Below are 21,306 nucleotides of genomic sequence, written 5' to 3'. Positions count from 1 at the left end.
CTCAGACTTCCGCTTCTTTATGCTTGTTCTTCTCCGCGGCGGCGATGACCTTCTCTGCCTGTTCACGCGGCACTTCTTCGTAGTGGGACATGCTCGCGTGGTACACGCCGCGCCCGCCCGTCATCGAGCGGAGCACCGTCGCATACCGGTGGATCTCCGCCGCCGGGATCGTGGCGCGGATGACCTGATACCGGCCCTCCGAATCCATGCCCGCGATCTTGCCGCGCCGCGAGGAGATATCACCCATCACATCACCCATCGCATCCTCGGGGACGCGCACCTCGATGTTGTAGATCGGCTCGAGCAGGATCGGCTTGGCTTCCATGAACCCCTTCCGGAACGCCTGCGATCCGGCAAGCTTGAAGGCCATTTCGGACGAATCGACGTCATGGTAGGAACCGTAGTGCAGTGCCACCCGGATATCCACCACCGGATACCCTGCGACCACACCTTCCTTCATGCACTCGATCACGCCCTTCTCCACCGCCGGAATGAACTTGTTGGGCACCACGCCGCCGACGATCTCGTCCAGGAACTCGAATCCCTGGCCGCGCTTCAACGGCTCGATGCGGAGATGCACATGGCCGTACTGACCGTGTCCACCCGTCTGCTTCTTGTGCTTGTACTCGGCATCCTTCACCACGGCCTTGATGGTCTCACGGTACGGAACGCGCGGCTCCACAAGATCCACATCCACGTTGTAGCGCGCCTTCAGCCGCTTCACCATCATGTCCAGGTGCACTTCACCCTGCCCGCTGCAGATCGTCTGATGGAGCTCGCCGTCCACGCGGAACTGGAACGTCGGGTCCTCCTGGTGCATCGCATGCAGGCCGGTCGAGATCTTGTCCTCGTCACCCTTGGACCGGGGGACGACCGCCATATTGAAGACGGATTCGGGGAACACGATCGGCGGATACGAGATCGGATGCGCCTTGCCGCTCAGCGTGTCGTTCGGGTGGGTGTCCTTGAGCTTCACCACCGCACCGAGATCGCCTGCCATCAGATGACCGATCTCTTTGCGGTCCTTGCCTGACATCACGAACAGCTGGGCAAGGCGTTCCGGCTTCCCGTTATGGGCATTGACCATATCGAGGCCGGGAGACACCGTGCCGCTGAACACGCGGAACAGGGAGAGTTCGCCGACGTGCGATTCGGAGACGGCCTTGAAGACGAACATGGACGGCAGCCCGGCGGGGTCCTGCACGACCTTCACTTCCTTGTCGCCTTCCTTCGCGTCCACCGTTCCGCGCTCCACCGGGCCCGGGGTGAAATCGATGAGGGCATCGAGGAGGGCGGTCAGCCCGATGTTCTGTGTGGACGATGCGCAGAGGAGGGGGAAGAGTTTGCGCTGGCGGATGCCGGTCTTGAGTCCTGCCTTGACCTCCTCGGGAGAGAGCGTACCCTTCTCGAGATAGGTGTTCAGGAGATTCTCATCCGTTTCGGCGATCACTTCGAGCACCTGCTGGCGGAATTCCTGGGCGCGGGCCTGGGCACTGCCGGGGATCTCTTCTTCGGTGAACTTGCCGTTGGTGCCCGGGGTGTACTTCAGCACCTTCATGCGGATCACGTCCACGATGCTGTCGAACCCGAGTCCCTGCTTCAGCGGGAACTGCAGCGGCACGATATCGTGGCTGAGGTTCTCGCGCGCCTGGGCCAGCACGCGGTCGAAGTCCGCGTTCTCCTGGTCCAGCTTGTTCATGATGAGCACGACGCTGTTCTGGTACTCCTGCGTGTACCGCCAGACGATCTCGGTCCCCACCTCGACGCCTTCCACGGCCTTCACCAGGAGGAGCGCGGTGTCGGTCACCCGGAGGGCGGCCTTCACGTCGCCGGTGAAGTCGGTGTACCCCGGCGTATCGAGGATGTTGATCTTATTCCCCTTCCATTCGCAGTTCAGCAGGGAGCTGCTGACAGAGATGCGGCGTTCGATCTCATCGGCGCGGTAATCGGAGACGGTATTCCCTTCTTCGACCCGGCCGAGGCGCGTCGTAGCGCCGGCGGAGAACAGAAGTGCTTCGGCGGTCATCGTTTTACCGGCCCCGCCATGGCCGATGAGGCTCACGTTGCGAATGTGATCGGGTGTGTATTCCTTCATGGGGTCTCTTGATCCTCCAGTCTGAACGCCGGCGAGATCAGTCCGTGCGGACTGTGGCGGCGGTGGTTGGGACAGAACAGTGTTCACGCAAGGGGAACCACGGGGACACGCTGGTCGCTACCGCGGGCGGGAGCGGCCACCGTGCGTACTGCGGCTCTCCGCAGGCATGGTGTGCCGGTCAGACGGCGTGGGACGCCGGCACGTCAGATGCGGACGCGGTCAAAAAAAGTCCGTACACCTTTGAAGACCGCGGCAACGAATCCGACGGTCTCAAGGATCGGCCCCTCGATGCGTTCTTGCACTCGCCGCTCGAGGTCCACAACATTATCAGCAATGGCTCTGATCGACCCGATGGACTCGCGGACCGCGGCCACCTGGTCGTCGATATTGTCGGTGATGTTCTTCACCCGCGTGGTGATGTACTCCATGTTGTCGAGAACGGGGATGGCGCGGGTGGTGATCTCCTTCACATCCTTTTCCAGATTGGTCATGACATCCCGGAGGCGGAGGAGGACGACGATCATGTAGATACAGAGGGCAGAGAGACAGAGCAGCGCGATGATGAGTGCTAGGTTGAGTGCGAGTTCCACAAACTCCTCCTTGATCGCATGCGGAGCCGCTTAGGAGCGGCGACGCTCTTCTTTGAATGCATCCATCCCGGCTTTCATCGCGTGTTTCACGCGTGACGCTTCTTCACCCACCGAGCCGGTCTTCTGGCGGGCGTCGGTCAGCACCTTCTCCGCATCCACCAGCAGCGTATCCGCCTTCCGCTTCGCGTCGGTGATCAGGCTCTCGGAGCGCTTCTTGGCTTCGCTCACCATGTCGCCGGCCTTCGTGCGCGCGACGGTCAGATACTCTTCAGCATCGTCCCGGAACTCATCGGCCTTCTCTTTCAGGTCCGCACGCAACTCGCGGCCGCTCTTCGGCGCGTACAGCAATGCGACCACCGCACCGATGGCCCCGCCGGCAAGCAGGCCGATCACCAGGCCCTTCAGCATGCCCTCGTTCTTCGTCATAGTACGCCTCATCCTGATGGAACACAGACGTGGAGTGGTCAACAAAAAAGTATAGTACAATCCACAACGAAATGCAACGCCGTCGGACCCTCAACGGGCAGGGGCGCGCATGCACCGTGAAGACCCCGCAAGCAGCGGATCCCGGGAACCGGGATCCCTGCCTGCCGTTCACGCCCTGCGCAAACCATCTGCCCGGGTCCAGCGCTGGCCCGCCAGCATACGGGCGCTAGCGGATCTTCTTCTTGTGACGCTGTTTTCTCAGCCGCTTCTTGCGCTTATGTGTCGCCATCTTGTGGCGCTTGCGCTTCTTACCGCAGGGCATGATGCCTCCTTTCTTCTCTCACTTAGGGAATAGATGAATGTTGCTGCAGCATCCGCTGGGCCCTCGTACCGAGATCCGTCGTCGGACCCAGCTCCACCGCCTTGCGGAACCACCGGTTCGATATATCGAGATCGCCCTTCTGCAGGTTGACCACACCCAGATTGAACGCCGCCGGTTGATGTGTCGGCGTGCCGCGCAAGGCGGCCTCCATCTCCGTGATCGCGAGCGCGAAATACCGCGCCGTGTTCACGGTGTCCTGCATCCCGAGTTGATAATAACAGACACCCATATCGACACGGGCGTCCGGATCCTTGGGATGCGTCTTCAAATACTTCGCATAGACCTCCACGGCACGCAGGTAGTCGCCGTTGTCGTGCAGGCCGTTGGCCAGGGCCAGCACCGTCTTCGTATCGTTGGGGCTCACCTTCACCGCCGCTTCCAGCGCTGCGATGTCCACGGCCGGCTGCTGCTGCATCATCGGCGGCATCGTCATCGGCGCGGACGCTGCCGCGGGTGACGCTGCCGGTGCGTGATCGCGCGAGAGTTCCACATAGGCGAGCACGCCCACGAGCGCGAGGACCGCCACCACCGCAATGATCTGCCACGGCTCGATGGCGCGCTTCGGTGTCGCGTCGCGCATACTGTGCTGCTTCCTCTGCTGCTGTCCGCCCCGCTGGCCCTTCACCACGCCGAGCTTCGCACCGCATGAGGAACACGTGACAGCACCCGGCTCATTCAACTGGCCGCAGTTCAGGCACGCTTTGCCCGCACCCGCCGCGGGCGCAGCAGCGCTCCATGACAGGCGTTCACCGCATGCAGGGCACCGCTCCGCTCCGAATGTGACACCGGCTCCACAGGAGCCACAGATCGCTTTCGCCTCCGCCATCGTCCCGTCCCTTACGGCTGTGCTGATTTCTTCATGTTCTCATTGACGAGCGTCTTGACCTCCTTGGACACCTTGAACAACGGCACCCAGTGCTCGTCGACCATCACCTGTTCGCCGGTGCGCGGGTTGCGCGCAACGCGGCCCTTCCGCTTCTTCACCTTGTAGCTGCCGAAGCCGCGGATCTCGATGTTCTTCCCTTCCTTCAGCGCATTGATGACCGTGGAGATGAAGCCGTCCACCACCGCCTCGGTCTCAACCTTCGTCAATCCGGTGGCAGTCGCAATCGTATCCACAATGTCCGCCTTTGTCACCGCCGATCCTCCTGAAGTGATTGGTCAGTCCCGTCTACCACCGGGGATCCCTACCGGCCCGTGAACCTGAACGACATCACCGGCCACGACAGCATCTCCTGCGTGGCGGCACGCACCTGCTCTGTCACATCACCCGTCATCGACTCCAACCATGTGCGGCGTTTCTTCTCGCGCACCAGCGACGGCTCGCCTTCGATGCCCGCGATCTCTGCCGTGATCTGGATGGCATCCTCATAGGTCCCGATCGTGTCCACCAGTCCCGCCACCACCGCCTGCTCACCCGTGAACACACGTCCGTCGGCGAGCTCGCTGGCGTACGCGGAATCGAAGCCGCGTTCATCGGCGACCACCGTGATGAACTGCCGGTGCACATCATCCATGAGCGCCTGGAAATACTTCTGGTCCTTCTCCGTCATCGGGCGCGACGACGACCCGGCATCCTTGAGTGCGCCCGCCTTGATCGTCTTGATGTCCACGCCGACCTTGCCGAGCAGCTCATGCATCTGCAGGAACTCGGAGATCACACCGATGCTGCCGGTGAGCGTGCCGCGGTTGGCAACAAGGCGCGATGCGCCGCAGGCAACGTAGTACCCGCCGCTCGCGGCGAGCGAACCCATCGACACCACCACAGGCTTCCCGCTCTCACGCGTCTTGCGCACTTCTTCGTACATCTCCTGGCTCGCCACCACCCCGCCACCCGGAGAATCGATGCGGATGAGGATCGCACGGATGGAGGACTGCTCTCGGAACTTCTTCACCTGCCGGACAAAATCTTCCGAGGACGTGATCACGCCCTGCAGTTCGACGACACCGATCTTGTCACCCGACCCCGTCGTGACGGTCTCAGTACCGCCGCCGCCAAGGTTGCCGATCATGGAGACGAAGACGACGGTGATGAGAAGGCCGGTGACGAGCACAATGCCAAGGATGACAAGGAACCACTTTGTGGATTTCGACATGGGGGCAGACCCGGGAGGGTGCTGTAAGTTGTTGATTTACAATATAATAATAAAACATCGAGAAAGAGTCAACAAACGAGGGGAAATGCAACAGGGCCCGCCGAAGCGGGCCCTGTTGCACTGGTGAAACACGAGGGGTCGTTCCGGTCACTTCACCCGGACTTCGATCTCCTTTGCCTTTGCTTCCTCGGCCTTGGGCAAGGTGACCGACAGGATCCCGTCGGTGTACGCGGCTTCGATCTTGTCGGATTTGACACCCGACGGGAGCGTGAAGGTCCGCTGAAAAGCACCATAACTCCGTTCGATCCTGTGGTAGGAGGCTTCCCTCGCGTCCTTCTCCTGCTTCTTCTCCCCGCGTATGGTGAGCTGACGGTCCTGAACGACGATCTTCACATCGTTCCGGTTCACCCCGGGGAGCTCGACCTTCACCACATAGGCATCGGTGCTCTCGGCCACATCCACGGCCGGATCCCACGACGGCATGTGTAACTCCTCTTCCCCCGCATTGCCACGGAAGAAATTGTCGAACATCCGGTTGATCTCCCTCTGCATCGACCACACCTCCGACGGCAAAGTCGGAAGTTCACGGCTTGGTGTCCAGCGCATCAGTGTCATCGGTGGTTCCTCCTCTCTGCAGTACGTGTCTTAGCTGATGGTTATCTCGCGCGACCTGGAGGCCGCACTTTTGAGCAATTTCACGGTCAAAACACCTGATTCAAAACGGGCATCAATGCTCCCGGTGTCGATGCCCTCTCCCAGCGTGAATGTCCGGAAAAACGTGGCCGGTCGCACTTCGCGGACCAGCACCTTCATGTCGGACGGCTGTCCGGCCGGAGCAACAGCCCTCACCTTCAACTCGCCCTTCTCGTGGAGGAGCGAGATGCCTTCCTTCTGCACGCCCGGCAGATCGAGCATCACAACGAATGCATCGCTGGTCTCATACACATCCGCCGTGGGAATGCGACAACGATCGTAGCTGTTTTCGGTGTTCATCTGCTGATCACGCACATCAATGGATCGTTCCATGGTTGTCATTCTCCTCAGTTATCGGATCGAGATCTCGCGTGGCCGGGCCTCTTCCGCAGTGGGAAGCACGATCTGCAGCACGCCATTCTTCAGCTCTGCACTCACCGCGCCGGCATTGACGGGCTTCGCCAGCCGGAGGTCACGCCGGAACGTGCCGGCATACGATTCGTTACGCACCCAATGAGCCCCCTCGGGAAGCTGACGCTCCTTGCGCTCACCGATGATCGAGAGCACGCTACCCTCGAAAGCGATCTTGACATCCTCCCTGACCACCCCGGGAAGCTCGAGCGTGACAATGGTCTCTTTTTCGTTCTCCGCAACGTTCATCAACGGGGAACGGTGTCTTACCGGTGCGGCGACGGGATACGAGTCGGTTCCGAACAAAGACTCCAGTTCCTTTTCGAGGTTCAAAATGTTGTGCAGTGCCGGACGGATCACCGGAAAGCGCTCGATTCGCATCATCATTGTTCTATCTCCTGTGATTGAATGGACAGATGGTGTTGTGTTCTCAATTCTGCCAGTAGTAATTCAATCAGTGTGCCATTTTACTAACTCATTAATTTTCAATCAATTAGCAAGACATGACAAAAGAACCGCTAGCCCAACGTGTCATAATGTCACTATTACGAGCCACATTGTCGCATTACTTATGACTTGCTGGCAACATGTACGCCCTAATGTCACACTAAGTCGTCACATTGACAGTCAACAAAAAAGGTGGACGCATTTCCGCGCCCACCTTCACAATTATGCTTATATGTCTTATGTATTACGAATGCTGATCTTCGAGCCATCGCTCCGCATCAAGCGCAGCCTGACATCCGGAACCCGCCGCCGTGATCGCCTGCCGATAAACACTGTCGGCAACATCCCCGGCTGCAAAGACACCCGGAATATTCGTCCGCGTGGACCGCTCCTTCGTTACCAGATACCCGACACTGTCCATGTCCAATTGGCCCGCGAATAACCCTGTGTTCGGCTGGTGGCCAATACCCATGAACACACCATCGGTCTTCATGTCCGCTACCACACCGGTCTTAAGGTTCTTGAGCCTGATCCCCGTCACGACCTTCTTGCCGTTCTCCGACGTCCCGAGGATCTCCTCGATCACCGAATCCCAGGCGAAGGCGATCTTCGGATTCTTTGCCGCCTTCTCCTGCATCACCTTCGATGCCCGCAGCGCATCGCGGCGATGAATGATCGTCACTTTGGTCGCGAACCGCGTCAGGAACGTGGCCTCTTCAACTGCCGTATCGCCGCCACCGACCACCACGACCTCAAGGCCGCGGTAGAAGAACCCATCGCACGTTGCGCAGGCAGACACCCCGTATCCCATGTACTCCTTCTCGGATGGTAGTCCAAGTAACTTTGCCGATGCTCCGGTCGCCACGATGACCGCATCTGCCGTGAACTCCTCCCCGTCACTCCAGAGATGGAAGGGACGAACACCCAGGTCCACTTTCGCGATGTTCTTGTACACCGATCGCGCGCCGAATTTATGCGCCTGGTTCCGCATGTGGTCCATCAGCTCCGGACCCATGATACCGGCCGGAAAACCGGGATAGTTCTCCACTTCGGTGGTGATGGTGAGCTGTCCGCCCGGCTGCACCCCTTCGAACACAACGGGACTCAGGTTCGCCCGTGCGGTATACAGCGCAGCGGTGAGCCCGGCCGGGCCGGACCCAACGATGATGACCTTGTGATGCTGTGGCATGGAAATCTCCGGGATGGTCTCAATACTCGTAGGATGCTCACAACGATGGATTCGGGTCAGTGTGGGCGCTGACCCTTCTGAAACGCGATGCAATTCCGTTGCATCCCGGCCGCCTTCGCGCGCAGCACTGGCGTCCCCGCGAAGAGCTCCCCCGAATTCCTTCTCGGTCAGTCCGATCAGCACCTCCGCATCCGGTGCCAACGTGCCGCCCCGCGGTGTGAAAGCTGTTTCCGCCGTCGGGTGGGCACGCTTCGCATTCCACGGACACACGTCCTGACAGACATCGCAACCGAAGATCCACCCATCGAGCGATGCTTCGGCATCAGGCGCGAACGCCCCGCGGTGTTCGATGGTAAGATACGCAATACATTTTCCCGCATCCAGTACATACGGCTCAACGATCGCCGCTGTCGGACATGCATCGATGCACGCCGTGCAGCTCCCGCACCGGTCCACCGCCGGCTCGTCCGCGTCCAACACCGCGGTGGTCAACACGACACCGAGGAACACCCAGGAACCATCCGCGGGAGAAATGAGCGTGGTATGCTTCCCGATCCACCCGATCCCCGCACGCTGTGCCCAGGGCTTTTCCATCACCGGGCCAGTATCGACATACCATGTCGAAGACGTGCCCGGAAAAGCCTCTCCCAGCCATCGCACGAACTCGGTCATCCGCCCGCGCATCACATCATGGTAATCATCTCCCCGTGCATAGCGCGAGATCTTCGGCGTTCCTTCCGGCACGACCGAGGGCACGAAGTAGTTCATCGACACAACGATGATGGAGGCCAGACCGGGAAGCAGGGCGGAGGGATCGCCGCGTTCCGCCTTCCGTTTCTCCATCCAATGCATGGACGCCGCATACCCGCGGTCCAGCCATTGCTGCAATCGCACCGCATCATCGCCGCCCTCCGAGGCATCTGCGATACCCACGGCAGAGAACCCCAGAGCGCGTGCACGCGTCTTCACGTCTGCCGTCATCTGCCGGCGGTCAACCACCGTTCGCCTCCGGCACCGTGATCCACACCGCCCCATCCTTCACTGATGTCGGATACACCTGCAACTTTCCGCCGCCGCGTGTCGCCTCGCCGGTGGCGATCGAATACGTCCACCCGTGCAGCGGACACATCACCTCGAGGCCCTCGCGCATCCCCTCATGGAGCGTGGGCACATGGTGGTGCCGGCAGATCGCGCTCACGGCGTAGTACCGGTCCTCCACTTTCCATACGGCAACCTCATCGTCGGGCAGGATCACGCGCACCGCACGTTTCGGGGGAAAGTCCTCGACCATCGACACCTTCACCATCTGTCCTGCCATCCCATCCTCACATGTCTACCTGTTCACCGAACCGGAACCCCTTCCCGGTCCACTCCACACGCCCGGCCGCGATCGCCGGATCATGTTCAAAGAACAACACCCACCGCTCCTCCGCCGCACGGGTCAGCGTCTTCCGCTTCTCCTCCAGCGTCACCAGCGGACGCAGGTCATACCCCATGATCCACGGGAGCTGACAGTGGCTGTGCAGGGGGACGAGGTCCGCACAATACAGCAGCGTCGACTGTCCATCGGAGATGAGCGGACACTGGAGAGCCGTGGTGTGCCCGGACATCGTGATCACACGGAAGCCGGGGAACAATTCCTTCTCGCCATCCACCTGCACGAGCTGTCTGCTCTGGATGAGCGGCTGGAAGTCGTCATGCAGAAAACTCGCGCGGTCGCGTTCGGTGGGAGCAAGCGCCGCTGCGAGATGTGCCCGCTGCACGTGGTACCGCGCATGCGGAAACGACGGTTCCACACCCCGTGCTGTGCGCCGCGTTGCGCCGCCGGCATGGTCGAAATGGAGATGGGTCAGGACCACATCGGTGACATCCTCCGGCTGCACGCCGTGCGCACGAAGCGACCGGTCAAGGTCCGTAGCAGCATCGTCCAGTCCATAGATCTCCCGGAACTTCGGATCGTACTTGTCGCCGTTGCCGGTGTCCACCAGGATGGTGCGTCCTTCGCCGCGCACGAGGAGGGCGCGCGCGCTCATCCGGATGCGGTTGCGCGCATCCGCCGGGTGCGATCGTTCCCAGAGAGGTTTGGGGACCACGCCGAACATGGCTCCGCCGTCCAGGGCGAACGTCCCGGTCTCGATCCCATGCAGTTCATACGTTCCGATCTTCATCACCATGTCCTCCGCCATTCCTCAAGAACACAAAGGCCGGCCCTACCTGTCCGGTCGCGGACGTGGTAAAGGTCGGCCTGTCGCATGCTCGATGCCATCAACCGCGCAGGGATCAGCCCTTGCGGAAGTGTGAGGTGGATGCGCTCAGCTCGGGGAAGTCCTTGCCAGGATGAAGGACCTTCGCCTTCGAGAGGAGAGCATCTTCCGCCTCGACGCGGTCCGTATCCGGCACGCAGCAGTCAACCGGGCACACCGCGGCGCACTGCTCCTGATCAAAATGACCGACGCATTCCGTGCACTTTTCGGGGACGATATAATAGAAGTCGTTGGACAGCGCATCATGCATACCGCCGTTCAATTCGTATTGCACGCCGCCTGCATAGATGGCCGTATTCGGGCATTCGGGTTCGCATGCACCACAGTTGATGCATTCTTCAGTGATCTTTGTCGCCATGAGAATCTTCCTCCGTTATTGATCTGTGACTCGTAAAAAAACCTCTGGAGTACCAGAACTTAACCAAAACACTCTGCAATTGCAACACACCCTCAAAAATACCCCCAAAACGCCAAAAAAAGCTACCACGGGGGCGCGAGGGCGCAGGGTTGAGGTCCGCTTTTCTCCATCTTCGCTGCGCCTGAGCGCCTTTGCGAGAGACAGGCTTTCCGCGCGTTCACTTTATGTTGAAGTATTTCGCCTCGGGGTGATGCACAATGATGGCGTTCGTGCTCTGCTCCGGCTCTAATGAGAACTCATCCGTCAGCCGCACCCCGATCCGCTCCCCGTCCAGGAGCCGGAAGAGTACGGTCTGGGCCTCCAGATCGGGACAGGCCGGGTACCCGAAGCTGTACCGGGAGCCCTGGTAGCCCTGCGAGAACAACCGGCGGACATCCTTTGCATCCTTGCCTGCTATGCCCAGATCAGCACGCATGTTCTTATGCCAGAGCTCGGCAAGTGCCTCGGCGGTCTCGACACTCAGGCCATGGAAATAGAGATAGTCCGCATAGACGTTCGAGGAGAAGAGCGCAGCGGAATGTTCCGCGGCCTGCTTGCCCATGGTCACCAGCTGGAAACCCACAACATCCACCCTCCCCGATGAACGGGGGGCAAAATAATCCGCGAGGCACAGGTGACGGTCACCCGTCTGCCGCGGGAACGTGAACCGCTCCCTCTCGGTCTTCTGATCGTCCTGCAGGATGATCAGGTCCTCGCCTTCGGACTGACACGGGAAATACCCGTACACGACCTTCGGTTGGAGCAGCTTCCCGGTGATGCATTGCTGCTTCAGCTTCTTCAGGACCGGATGGACCTTCTCCTCCAGAACGGCACGATAGGCATCCTCGGTCAACTTGCCCTTGCGCACCTGCCACTGTCCCCGGATGAGCGCAACCTCATTCACATAGGCGAACACATCCTCAAGCGGGATCTGCTCCACGACCTTCGATCCCCAGAACGGCGGCTTCGGCACCGGCACATCCGTTGCCACCGACGAGCGGCGTCCGGCAGACGCGGGTTTGGCTTCCGCGGTGGTGTACCGTGCATCCTCGCGCTGCGCGAGCGCGATCTTCGCTTCCGTCCCCGTCAACTGATCCTCCTCCTCGTCCCCTCCTCCGGCGTCGGCGGCACTGAGCGTCCCCGCCATGATCTGCTCCATGTACCGCAGGCCATCGAACGCATCGTTGGCGTACAGCACCGGTCCGCCGTACACGGCACGCAGGTCCTGTTCCACGTACCGCCGCGTGAGCGCAGCCCCCCCCAGGATCACCGGGATGTCGATGCCGCGTTCCTTCATGACCTCGAGATTCTCTTTCATGATGAGCGTGGACTTCACGAGCAGTCCGCTCATGCCGATCGCGGCGGCCTTGTGTTCTCCGGCGGCATGCAGCATGGTCTCGATCGGACACTTGATGCCGAGGTTCACGACCTTGTACCCGTTGTTCGTGAGGATGATGTCCACGAGGTTCTTCCCGATGTCGTGCACATCCCCCTTCACCGTGGCAAGCACCATGATCCCCTTGCTCGCCGAGGAGGCCTTGTCCATGAACTGTTCGAGATGCGCCACGGCCGCCTTCATCACCTCCGCCGACTGCAGGACGAACGGCAGCTGCATCTGTCCGCTCCCGAAGAGTTCGCCGACGGTCTTCATGCCATCCAGCAGGATGGTGTTGATGATCGCCAGAGCCGGATACGTCTTCAGGGCCTCGTCCAGATCGGCATGCAACCCGACCCGGTCCCCATCGATGACGCGTTGCTTCAGACGGTCCTCGACCTTCGCGCTGACCGCTGCCGGTTCCTTCTTTGCCGCCGTGTGGGTGGCGTAGTATGCCATAAGCTCGGTGAGGGGATCATAGACGAGCCTGCGGGTGTTCGGGTTCTCGCTCATGCCGGCACCTCCTCGAATTGCCGTTCGTCGAAGATGAGCTGCCTGCAGATCTCCCTCCCCCGTTCATCGATCTTGTACAGCGGCATGATCCGGGCCGCATGCACGATCGCCATATCCAATCCCGCCTCGATGGCATAGTGGAGGAACACACTGTTCAGTACATGACGCGAAGCCGGGGACAACCCGAACGAGATATTGCTGACACCCAGGATGGTCTTCACTCCCGGGAGTTCCTTCTTGATGCGTGTGATCGCGTCGAGCGTCTCGATGCCCGCACGGCGGAACTCCTCATCGCCGGAGCCGAGCGTGAAGGTGAGCGCGTCGAAGATCAGGTCGTGGGGCTTCATGCCGTAGGTATGGACCGCAAGGTCGTGGATACGGCGGGCGATGGCGACCTTCCGGTCCGCCGTCTTCGCCATCCCTTCTTCATCGATCGTCAGGGCGATGACCGCCGCGCCGTACTTCCGGCACAGCGGCAGAATGGCCTTGATGCGTTCCTCGCCGTCCTCCAGGTTGATGGAGTTGATGACGGCCTTGCCGCCGATCAACTGCAGCGACTCTTCGATCACCGGCGCTTCGGTGGAATCGATGACCACGGGAAGCGGCACCTGGGTGTTGAAGCGGTACAGGATCTCGCGCATATCCTTCGTTTCGTTGCGGCCCACATACGCGGCACACACGTCCACCATATGGGCGCCCTCCTTCACCGCCTCCTTCCCCATCGCCACGATACCTTCCCAGTCCTCTTGGGCGAGGAGGTCCCGGAACTGCTTGCTCCCATTGGCGTTGGTCCGTTCGCCCACAAGCACGGGCGGCGGATCCAGATGCAGCGGCGAATACTGGTACAGGCTGGACGCGCTCGGGATGAATTCCGGCTTCCGTGCCGACGGCGCGAGGTTCCCGACCGATGCCACGAGCTGGCGGATGTGCTCGGGGGTCGTGCCGCAGCAACCGCCCACCACGCTCACCCCGAGGTCCTTCACAAAATGGGTGAGGAACTTCGTGAAGTCGGGCGGGGTCAGGTGGTAATGCGCATGCCCCCCGATGTTCTCGGGGATGCCGGCGTTGGGCATGACGAAGATGGGCTTGGGGCTCATGGAGGCAAGGGTGCGCACATGCTCCGACATCTCCATGGGGCCGGTGGCGCAGTTCATGCCGATCACATCGATGTCGTACGGTTCCAGCGACACCAGTGCCGAACCGACCTCGGTGCCGAGCAGCATGGTGCCCATGGTCTCGACGGTGATCGAGACGATGATGGGAACCCGGCGTTTGGCCGAGGCGAAATATGCGAACGTGCCATACAGTGCCGCTTTGGACTGCAGGACGTCCTGACAGGTCTCGATGCACAACAGGTCGGCCCCGCCTTCCACCAGCCCCTTTGCCTGTTCTTCATAGGAGTCGGCCATCGCACGGAACGTGATATGCCCGAGCGACGGCAATTTCGTGGTCGGACCCATGGAGCCGGCGACGAAGCGAGGGTGTGCTGCCGTCGCGTAGGACTGCGCCAGTTCCTTCGCAAGTTGTGCGGACGCGAACGAGAGTTCGTAGGCGCGGTGGGCGATGTCGTATTCCGCGAGAACGATGGACGACGAGCCGAAGCTGTCCGTCTCGATGATATCGGCACCCGCTTCGAGATAGTCGCGGTGCACATTCTGCACGGCCGAGGGCTTCGAGACCACGAGGATCTCGTTGCAGCCGTTCAGGTGTTCGCCGCCGAAATCATCGGCGGTCAGGTGCTGGCCCTGCAAATGGGTCCCGGTCGCACCATCGAACACCAGCACTTTCTCGCGGAGCATGTCGATGAATGACGGCATGAGGTCTCCTAAGGCATCCGTTGTTGTGTTGTACGGTACTCGTGCATCATTGTGCGGACGACGTCCGCTGCGGGCAGGACAGCATGCACCAGTCCGGCGCTCTGTCCCGCCTCGAACATCCCTTCTTCCACATTCCCTTCGCCGATCCCCAGCTTCTCGCGCTTGCTGCCGAGGAGCGCTTCAAGTTCCTCCCGAGTCGCGCCACGGCGTTCGGCGTCCATCGCCCGCAGGGTGAACGGTGTCCGCAGCATCCTGACCGGCATGAGTCCACGCATGGTCAGCACCGTATCGCGGTCCGTGGCCTCGACGACGCGTTGCTTGTACATCGCGTGTGCATCGGATTCCACCGTCGCCGCGAACCGCGTCCCCACCTGGACGCCGCCCGCGCCCAGTGCGAGTGCCGCGGCCATCCCCCGGCCGTCGGCGATACCGCCGGCGGCCACCACCGGCACGCGCACGGCATCCACCACCTGTGGCACGAGCGTTAGCGTCGTGATCTCATCCACGCCATTGTGCCCGCCCGCCTCACACCCTTCCGCGACCACGGCATCGCACCCTGCATCGGCGGCTTTGCGGGCATGCTTCACGGTGGCGACCACATGCAGCACGGTGCATCCGTTGTTCTTGAGCCGCGGGGTAAGGGCCGAGGGATCGCCTGACGACGTGATGACGATCCCGACGCGTTCTTCCTCGCAGACCCCGATCAGGGCGAGCCTGTCTTCCCGCATCAGCGGGATATTCACACCGAAGGGCGCGTTCGTTGCACGGCGCACATCACGCACCGCCTGCCGCAGCGCGTCGGGCTTCATCGAACCGGCACCCAGAACGCCGAGTGCACCTGCCTCCGAAACAGCAACGGCGAGCTTTGCGCCCGCCGTCCACACCATCCCGCCCTGGATGATCGGGTAACGGATACCGAGGAGCCGGGAGAGCGGCGTCAGCAGCGGCGAGGGGATCTCAGGTGCCATGCGCTGCGCTCAGTTGCTGCTGATGAGGTCGGGGATGACTGCCGCAACGCCTGTCAGGGAGTAGACGGCGCATCCGGGTTCCTGCGGACGCAGGGTCAGCAGGTGCTCGCCGAACTGCCGGTTGCGGACGATATTATAGAGCCGCGCCCCCTTCAGCGTAATGATACTCCTCTTCCCCGGACCGACGGTCACATCGCGCCCCGCGTCCCCCGCTGTCAGCGGTGCGCCATCCTGCTCCACCTTCATCGTCCCGGTGCCACGTTCCGGCGATTCGAGGACCAGGTTGGCCTCAATACCCTGATAGCGGACCATCACCGCCCCGTCCGTACCCGCCTCGCCTTCCCAGCGGAAGCATTCACGCTCATTCAGCCACGCACCCCGCAGATACATTCTCCCGTCCTGATAGAACCCGGGGTCTGCATACGCGATCACCGATTCGGGCGCAAGGCCCTCCACATTCCCGACGCTGCCACGCAGATACCCGGCGAGGATCTCGGGGGTTGCCCGGTAGCATACCACACCCGGACGGTCCGTTTCGTGGAACGGCGCGGTGAGGTCAGGCATCGCTTCTCTGTAGCTGTAGCCAAAGAGCAGCACCTGCAGTGACCGCTCGAAGGACAGATAACCGCCGTCGCCCGAACTCTGGCAGCGGATGAAACCATCCATATCCACAAGATGCAATGACGGCCACGTCCGGTTGCCATACAGCGACCAGATCATCTGGGAATTATCCATGACCACGGGGAACGTAATCCCCAGCCGCTCGATGGCATGCTGGACGTTCTCGGGATCCTGTCCGAAGCGGAAACGAGGGGTGTGCACACCGACGACCTGTGCTCCCATGTGCGCGTATTTCGCCGCCCAATCCTGTACGTACGGCAGCGCACGCAACGATGCACTGGAGGAGAAGTCCCAGAAGAACACAAGGACTACCTGTCCGTGGTGGTCACCGAGAAGAAGCGGCGCACCATTGAGCCAGTAGTCCCCGAGCAGTTCCCGCGCCACGACACGGCGCGGCATGATCTCTTGAATGGTCATATTCGTGCGAAAAATATACCCATTCAGGGGTTGAATTGCAAACAAGGGGGAGGCGCGCAGGAAATCGCCACTGCAAGGCGCAAAAAAACCTCTCTTTCGCTCCCACAACGGCGCGAAGGCCCAAACGAAGAAGAAAACGTGATCTGCCAGAAACGGCGCCGCAGCGCCCTGGCGAGAGCCTTCGTGCGGCTCTAGAGCAGCCGCGAAGAGAGGAGTTTGAGGGTCGTGAGGATGATGATCGTAATGAACACCGGCCGGATGAAACGGGTCCCCCGCTTCACCACCATACCGGAACCCAAACGTGCCCCGGTGATCTGTCCCGCCGCCATAACGATACCCGGCAGCCACAGGACGTAGCCACCAACAGCGAAGACGATGAACGAAATGATATTGCTCGTGAAGTTCATGACCTTCGTGTATCCCGTGGCCTTTCGCAGGTCGAAGCCCAGGCCGAGCACGAACGCGATCGCCCAGAACGTCCCAACCCCCGGTCCGAAGAAGCCGTCGTAGGATCCCAGGAGGAGGCCGAACACCACGGAGAATGCGTTGCGGGTCATGCGGGCCCGCCGTGCGGCACTGCCGAGATCGGGCGAGACGAGCATCAGGACCGCGATGGCGAGAAGCAGGAACGGAATGATCACGTTGAGTGCCGCAGGATCGACCTGTTGCACAGCGAAGGTGCCCGCCGCGCTCCCCACGAATGTCCAGATGATCCCGGGGAGGGCATCAGGGAGGCTCACGACCTCCGAGCGGACGAAGTGCCGCGCCGCGGTGAAGCTGCCGAAGCTCGCCTGGAATTTGTTCGTGCCCAGCACCATCGGTGGGGGCACACCGATGGCGAGCAACATCGGCACCGTCACCAACCCTCCGCCGCCGGCGATGGCGTCGATCCACCCCGCAAGGAACGCACCTGCGAACAGCACCGGGTACATCCAGAGGGCGACGTCGAAGGTCATCGGCGCCGGTCGAGCTTCTTGCCGTCCACGACGACGACGAACTCGCCCTTCATATCCTTGCTGCCGAGCTGACGATAGAGCCCGGCCGCCGTGGCATGAAAGATCTGTTCATCCGGCATGGTGAGGTTGAACGCGAGGCAGCACCGCCGCGTCTCCCCGAACGTCTCGGCGAGGTCACGCAGCAGCGAAGAGAGCCGGTATGGCGTTTCCATGATCACGATGGTGCGTTGCTCCTGCAGGAGCTGGCGCAATTCGACACGCCGGCGTTCCTTCTTCGGCGAGAGCCATCCATAATACAGGAACTGATCGATGGCAAAGCCGGAAACGGTGAGGGCGGGCATCAGGGACGATGCACCCGGGACCGGCACGACCCGGATCTGTTGTTCCACGGCACGGCGGACGAGCATTTGTCCGGGATCGGAAAAGACCGGCGTGCCACAATCTGAGATGACCGCAACATTCTTGCCGGCGCACAGCAACTCGATGATCGTTTGTGTCGCAGCGGCTTCGTTGTGTTCGTTGAGCATCTCGAGCGGTTTGCTGATCTCCAGACGCCGCAACAGACGCTCCCCTTCCCGCCGTTCTTCACAGACAATGAGGTCGGCCTCGCGCAGGACCTTCAGTCCCCGGACGGTCATGTCGTCCGGATTCCCGATCGGTGTCGCGACCAGAGACAGGATGCCGTTCATGCCGCCCGGCCCTTCTCCACCGTTTCCCACGCCAGCAGGAGCAGCGCCGTGGCGGGCACGGCGATCAGCAATCCCACGAACCCGAGGAAGTAGCCGAACACCATCAGGCAGAGGATCAGCACAACGGGATGCAGGCCCACCTGCGGCCCGATGATCTTCGGACCCAGGACCGTGGCTTCCAGCAGCTTCTGGGAGATGTACAGGATGATGACGCCGACGACCTTGGTGAGTACGGGTTCGCCGCTGAACAGCGCGACCATGGAGGCAACGACGAGGCTGATGACCAGACCGACGTACGGGATGAAATTGAGTACCGCGGTCATCAGGCCGAGGACGAGGGCATAGTGCACGCCCATCAGCGAGAGGACCGTCGCCGAGAGGGCACCCTGGATGACCGCAACGATCGCCGCTCCGCGGAAATACGCACCCAGGACACCGTCGATGCGGCCCATCACCGAACGCACACGATCCTGCCGCCGTGCGGGGAATGACCGGTAGAACCGGGCGGAGATCGCGGGGAAATCCTTGAGAAGGTAGAAGACCACAAAGGGTATGATGACCGCGTTGATGATATGCAGCGCCACAGAGGTGACGCTGGTGACAAGGCCGAGCATCCCTTCCACCAGCCCGGTCATGATACCTTCGACGCGCGGAACGAGTTGCGTCTGCATCAGTTCCTGCACGCTGGAGGCCTGGATGCCGAATCTGCCGAGCAAGTCAACGATCGCACCGGACTCCAGCCAATCGTCCGCCTGGACAAGGAGCACGCGCACACCCGACAGGATCCCTTCGAATTGCACGACCACCAGCGGGAGAACGAAGATCACGACCGACGCGATGATGCCGACGAAGACCAGGACGATACCGGCGCTCCCGGCCCAGCGCGGGATCCCCCGTTTCGCCAACCGTCCCACGAGCGGATCGAAGATGTATGCGAGGAGATACGCGAACAGGAACGGCGCCAGGATGCCGAACAGTGTGTTGAACGCCCAGAGTCCGACGAGCAGCGCTGCAAGGATGAGCGAGCGGCGGACGAACTCGTGGTCGCGATAGGGCAAGAGAAGGAAGACCGCTCCCGCAAGGAGGACGAAAGGAGACAGGATCGAGGATACCGTGAGTGCGACCGCGACGAGGGCGAGAAGCGCGAGAATGTGAAAGAGAGTCTCGGGCCGGACGGGTACGGCAGGTTCAGGGGGTGGCGGTGGCTGGACCGGGGGTGGTTCGCTCCGCACGGACCTGACGGGCGCCGGGTTCCGACGACGTGGCATGCTCACCTCCCTGTATGACCGAAACCACCTGCACCGCGCTGCGTGTCCTCCAGCGAATCCCGCTCTTCCCATTCGGCACGCACGAACGGCGCGATCACCATCTGGGCGATACGTTCTCCGCGCTGGATCACGAACGGTGCTTTGCCGAAATTGCTGAGGATGATCCTGACCTCACCGCGGTAATCGGAGTCGATGGTTCCGGGAGAGTTGAGCACCCCGATACCGTGCTTGATGGCGAGTCCGCTGCGTGGCCTGACCTGTGCTTCAAACCCCGGGGGGACGGCGATCGCAAATCCCGTGGGCACGAGCACCGTCTCACCCGGCGCAACGGTCATGGGGGCGTCGACCGCGGCGCGGATATCCATGCCCGCCGAGCCTTCGGTGGCATAGCCCGGCAGCGGCACATCGTGCGTGGCGGGAGAGAGGCGTGTGATCGCTATCTTCATGCGCCTGCCCGGACCCGCAGGTGTTTTTCGAACTCCTCGGGGAAGCGTTTGAGGAAGCTCTGCACCGGCCAGGCTGCGGCATCACCGAGGGCACAGATCGTGTTCCCCTCGATGTTGTTCGCAACGTTCAGCAGCAGGTCCATGTCCGCCCCGGCCGCATCGTTGTGCGCAAAGCGGTGGAGGATCTTCTCCATCCAACCGGTCCCCTCGCGGCACGGCGTGCACTGGCCGCAGGATTCATGGTGATAGAAATGTGCGATGCGCGCAAGCACCGGCACGAGGTCCGTGTCCTCATCCATGACGATCAATCCGGCGGTACCGACGGACGACCCGGCGGCCTTGAGGCTGTCGGCATCCATACAGACGCCTTCGATGTTCTCGCCGCGCAGGATCATCGTGGAGGAGCCACCCGGGATGATGGCTTTGATCTTCTTGCCACCCGGAACGCCACCCGCATAGTTATTGATGATGTCGAGGATCGGCACGCCGGTCGGCATCTCGTACACACCCGGCTTGTTCACGTGTCCGCTCACGCCCACGAGGATCGGGCCAGGATGTTTCGGTGAACCGATCTTCGCATAGGCTTCGGCCCCGAGGCGGAGGACGACGGGCACATTGGCGATGGTCTCGACGTTGTTGATCGTCGTCGGGCAACCCCAGAGTCCGTTCTGTGCCGGAAAGGGCGGCTTCACGCGCGGATACCCGCGCTGCCCCTCGAGGGAATTCATCAGCGACGATTCCTCGCCGCAGATGTAGGCGCCGGCGCCGCGATGCAGATACAGGTTCGTGCTGAAGCCCGAGCCCATGATGTTCGCGCCGATGTACCCTTTGGCATATGCCTGGTCGACCGCCTTCTGCAGGAGGTCGATCCAGTGCTTGTACTCGCCGCGGATATAGATGTACGCAGTGGTGATGCCCATCGCATAGCAGGCGATCATAGCGCCTTCAATGAGCAGATGCGGATTGCATTCGAAGATCTGGCGGTCCTTGAAGGTGCCCGGCTCGCTCTCATCCCCGTTGATGCACAGATACTTCGGCTTCGGCGAATCCTTGGGCATGAACGTCCACTTCAGGCCTGTCGGGAAACAGGCGCCGCCGCGCCGCGAAGGTTGGAGCGCTTCACCTCGTCGGTGATGGCTTCAGGGGTCTTGCCCAACGCGGCGCGAAGCTGGGCGTAGCCGCCGTGGGCTTCATACACTTCGATCGTGTGCAGGTCGGGGATCGGAGGGAGGATGAGGGGTTCCAT

19 protein-coding genes and 2 pseudogenes are annotated in these 21,306 nt (G+C 61.6%); all 21 read right to left on the bottom strand.

All coding sequences use genetic code 11. The features are described 5' to 3' along the window. Position 1: 1 nt before the first annotated feature. The gene (gene fusA, locus IPI01_04990; GenBank protein ID MBK7257153.1) at positions 2-2,095 is read right to left on the bottom strand and encodes an elongation factor G; all 2,094 of its coding nucleotides are present in this window, start codon (positions 2,093-2,095) and stop codon (positions 2-4) included. 203 nt (positions 2,096-2,298) lie between these two features. After that, positions 2,299-2,685 (bottom strand): DUF948 domain-containing protein, encoded by a 387-nt coding sequence (locus tag IPI01_04985; protein ID MBK7257152.1) that lies wholly within the window; start codon positions 2,683-2,685, stop codon positions 2,299-2,301. Between the two features lie 30 nt (positions 2,686-2,715). Continuing rightward, complete coding sequence (locus tag IPI01_04980) at positions 2,716-3,111, bottom strand: YtxH domain-containing protein (protein MBK7257151.1); 396 nt, start codon at positions 3,109-3,111, stop codon at positions 2,716-2,718. A 344-nt stretch (positions 3,112-3,455) separates the two neighbouring features. Further along, positions 3,456-4,319 (bottom strand): tetratricopeptide repeat protein, encoded by an 864-nt coding sequence (locus tag IPI01_04975; GenBank protein ID MBK7257150.1) that lies wholly within the window; start codon positions 4,317-4,319, stop codon positions 3,456-3,458. 11 nt (positions 4,320-4,330) lie between these two features. After that, positions 4,331-4,630: an integration host factor subunit beta gene (locus tag IPI01_04970; protein ID MBK7257149.1), complete on the bottom strand. Its 300-nt coding sequence runs from the start codon at positions 4,628-4,630 to the stop codon at positions 4,331-4,333. Between the two features lie 50 nt (positions 4,631-4,680). Then, complete coding sequence (gene sppA / locus IPI01_04965; protein MBK7257148.1) at positions 4,681-5,589, bottom strand: signal peptide peptidase SppA; 909 nt, start codon at positions 5,587-5,589, stop codon at positions 4,681-4,683. Between the two features lie 147 nt (positions 5,590-5,736). Then, positions 5,737-6,204 carry an Hsp20/alpha crystallin family protein gene (locus IPI01_04960; protein ID MBK7257147.1) on the bottom strand — a complete coding sequence of 156 codons (468 nt, stop codon included), beginning with the start codon at positions 6,202-6,204 and terminating at the stop codon, positions 5,737-5,739. Positions 6,205-6,234: 30 nt separating this feature from the next. After that, complete coding sequence (locus IPI01_04955) at positions 6,235-6,615, bottom strand: Hsp20/alpha crystallin family protein (GenBank protein MBK7257146.1); 381 nt, start codon at positions 6,613-6,615, stop codon at positions 6,235-6,237. 18 nt (positions 6,616-6,633) lie between these two features. Next, entirely contained in the window at positions 6,634-7,080 is a 447-nt protein-coding gene (locus IPI01_04950) for an Hsp20/alpha crystallin family protein (GenBank protein MBK7257145.1), read from the bottom strand. A 304-nt stretch (positions 7,081-7,384) separates the two neighbouring features. Then, positions 7,385-9,298, bottom strand: coding sequence for a thioredoxin-disulfide reductase (gene trxB / locus IPI01_04945; protein MBK7257144.1), 1,914 nt, complete (start codon positions 9,296-9,298; stop codon positions 7,385-7,387). Positions 9,299-9,320: 22 nt separating this feature from the next. Beyond that, positions 9,321-9,647, bottom strand: coding sequence for a Rieske (2Fe-2S) protein (locus IPI01_04940; protein MBK7257143.1), 327 nt, complete (start codon positions 9,645-9,647; stop codon positions 9,321-9,323). A 7-nt stretch (positions 9,648-9,654) separates the two neighbouring features. After that, on the bottom strand, positions 9,655-10,497 hold the full coding sequence (locus IPI01_04935) for an MBL fold metallo-hydrolase (protein MBK7257142.1): 843 nt from the start codon (positions 10,495-10,497) through the stop codon (positions 9,655-9,657). A 112-nt stretch (positions 10,498-10,609) separates the two neighbouring features. Continuing rightward, positions 10,610-10,951, bottom strand: coding sequence for a YfhL family 4Fe-4S dicluster ferredoxin (locus tag IPI01_04930; GenBank protein MBK7257141.1), 342 nt, complete (start codon positions 10,949-10,951; stop codon positions 10,610-10,612). A gap of 217 nt (positions 10,952-11,168) precedes the next feature. Further along, positions 11,169-14,695 (bottom strand): annotated as a pseudogene (gene metH / locus IPI01_04925) (methionine synthase). A gap of 8 nt (positions 14,696-14,703) precedes the next feature. Continuing rightward, entirely contained in the window at positions 14,704-15,663 is a 960-nt protein-coding gene (locus IPI01_04920; GenBank protein MBK7257140.1) for a nitronate monooxygenase, read from the bottom strand. A gap of 9 nt (positions 15,664-15,672) precedes the next feature. Next, entirely contained in the window at positions 15,673-16,683 is a 1,011-nt protein-coding gene (locus IPI01_04915) for a redoxin domain-containing protein (protein ID MBK7257139.1), read from the bottom strand. Positions 16,684-16,892: 209 nt separating this feature from the next. After that, entirely contained in the window at positions 16,893-17,657 is a 765-nt protein-coding gene (locus IPI01_04910) for a TSUP family transporter (GenBank protein MBK7257138.1), read from the bottom strand. Next, positions 17,654-18,346 (bottom strand): 16S rRNA (cytidine(1402)-2'-O)-methyltransferase, encoded by a 693-nt coding sequence (gene rsmI / locus IPI01_04905; protein MBK7257137.1) that lies wholly within the window; start codon positions 18,344-18,346, stop codon positions 17,654-17,656. The genes IPI01_04910 and rsmI overlap by 4 nt, the downstream gene beginning before the upstream one ends. Continuing rightward, positions 18,343-19,614, bottom strand: a complete 1,272-nt coding sequence (locus tag IPI01_04900) for an AI-2E family transporter (protein ID MBK7257136.1) — start codon at positions 19,612-19,614, stop codon at positions 18,343-18,345. The genes rsmI and IPI01_04900 overlap by 4 nt, the downstream gene beginning before the upstream one ends. Positions 19,615-19,616: 2 nt before the next feature. Continuing rightward, positions 19,617-20,060, bottom strand: a complete 444-nt coding sequence (gene dut / locus IPI01_04895) for a dUTP diphosphatase (GenBank protein ID MBK7257135.1) — start codon at positions 20,058-20,060, stop codon at positions 19,617-19,619. Then, positions 20,057-21,306: pseudogene (gene nuoF, locus IPI01_04890) on the bottom strand (NADH-quinone oxidoreductase subunit NuoF). The gene dut and the pseudogene nuoF overlap by 4 nt, the downstream one beginning before the upstream one ends.

This window comes from Ignavibacteriota bacterium, from assembly GCA_016707525.1.
Taxonomy (GTDB): domain Bacteria; phylum Bacteroidota; class Ignavibacteria; order UBA10030; family UBA6906; genus JAGDMK01.
Note: the sequence above shows the minus strand (reverse complement) of the source record. Positions and strands in the feature narration are given on the sequence as shown.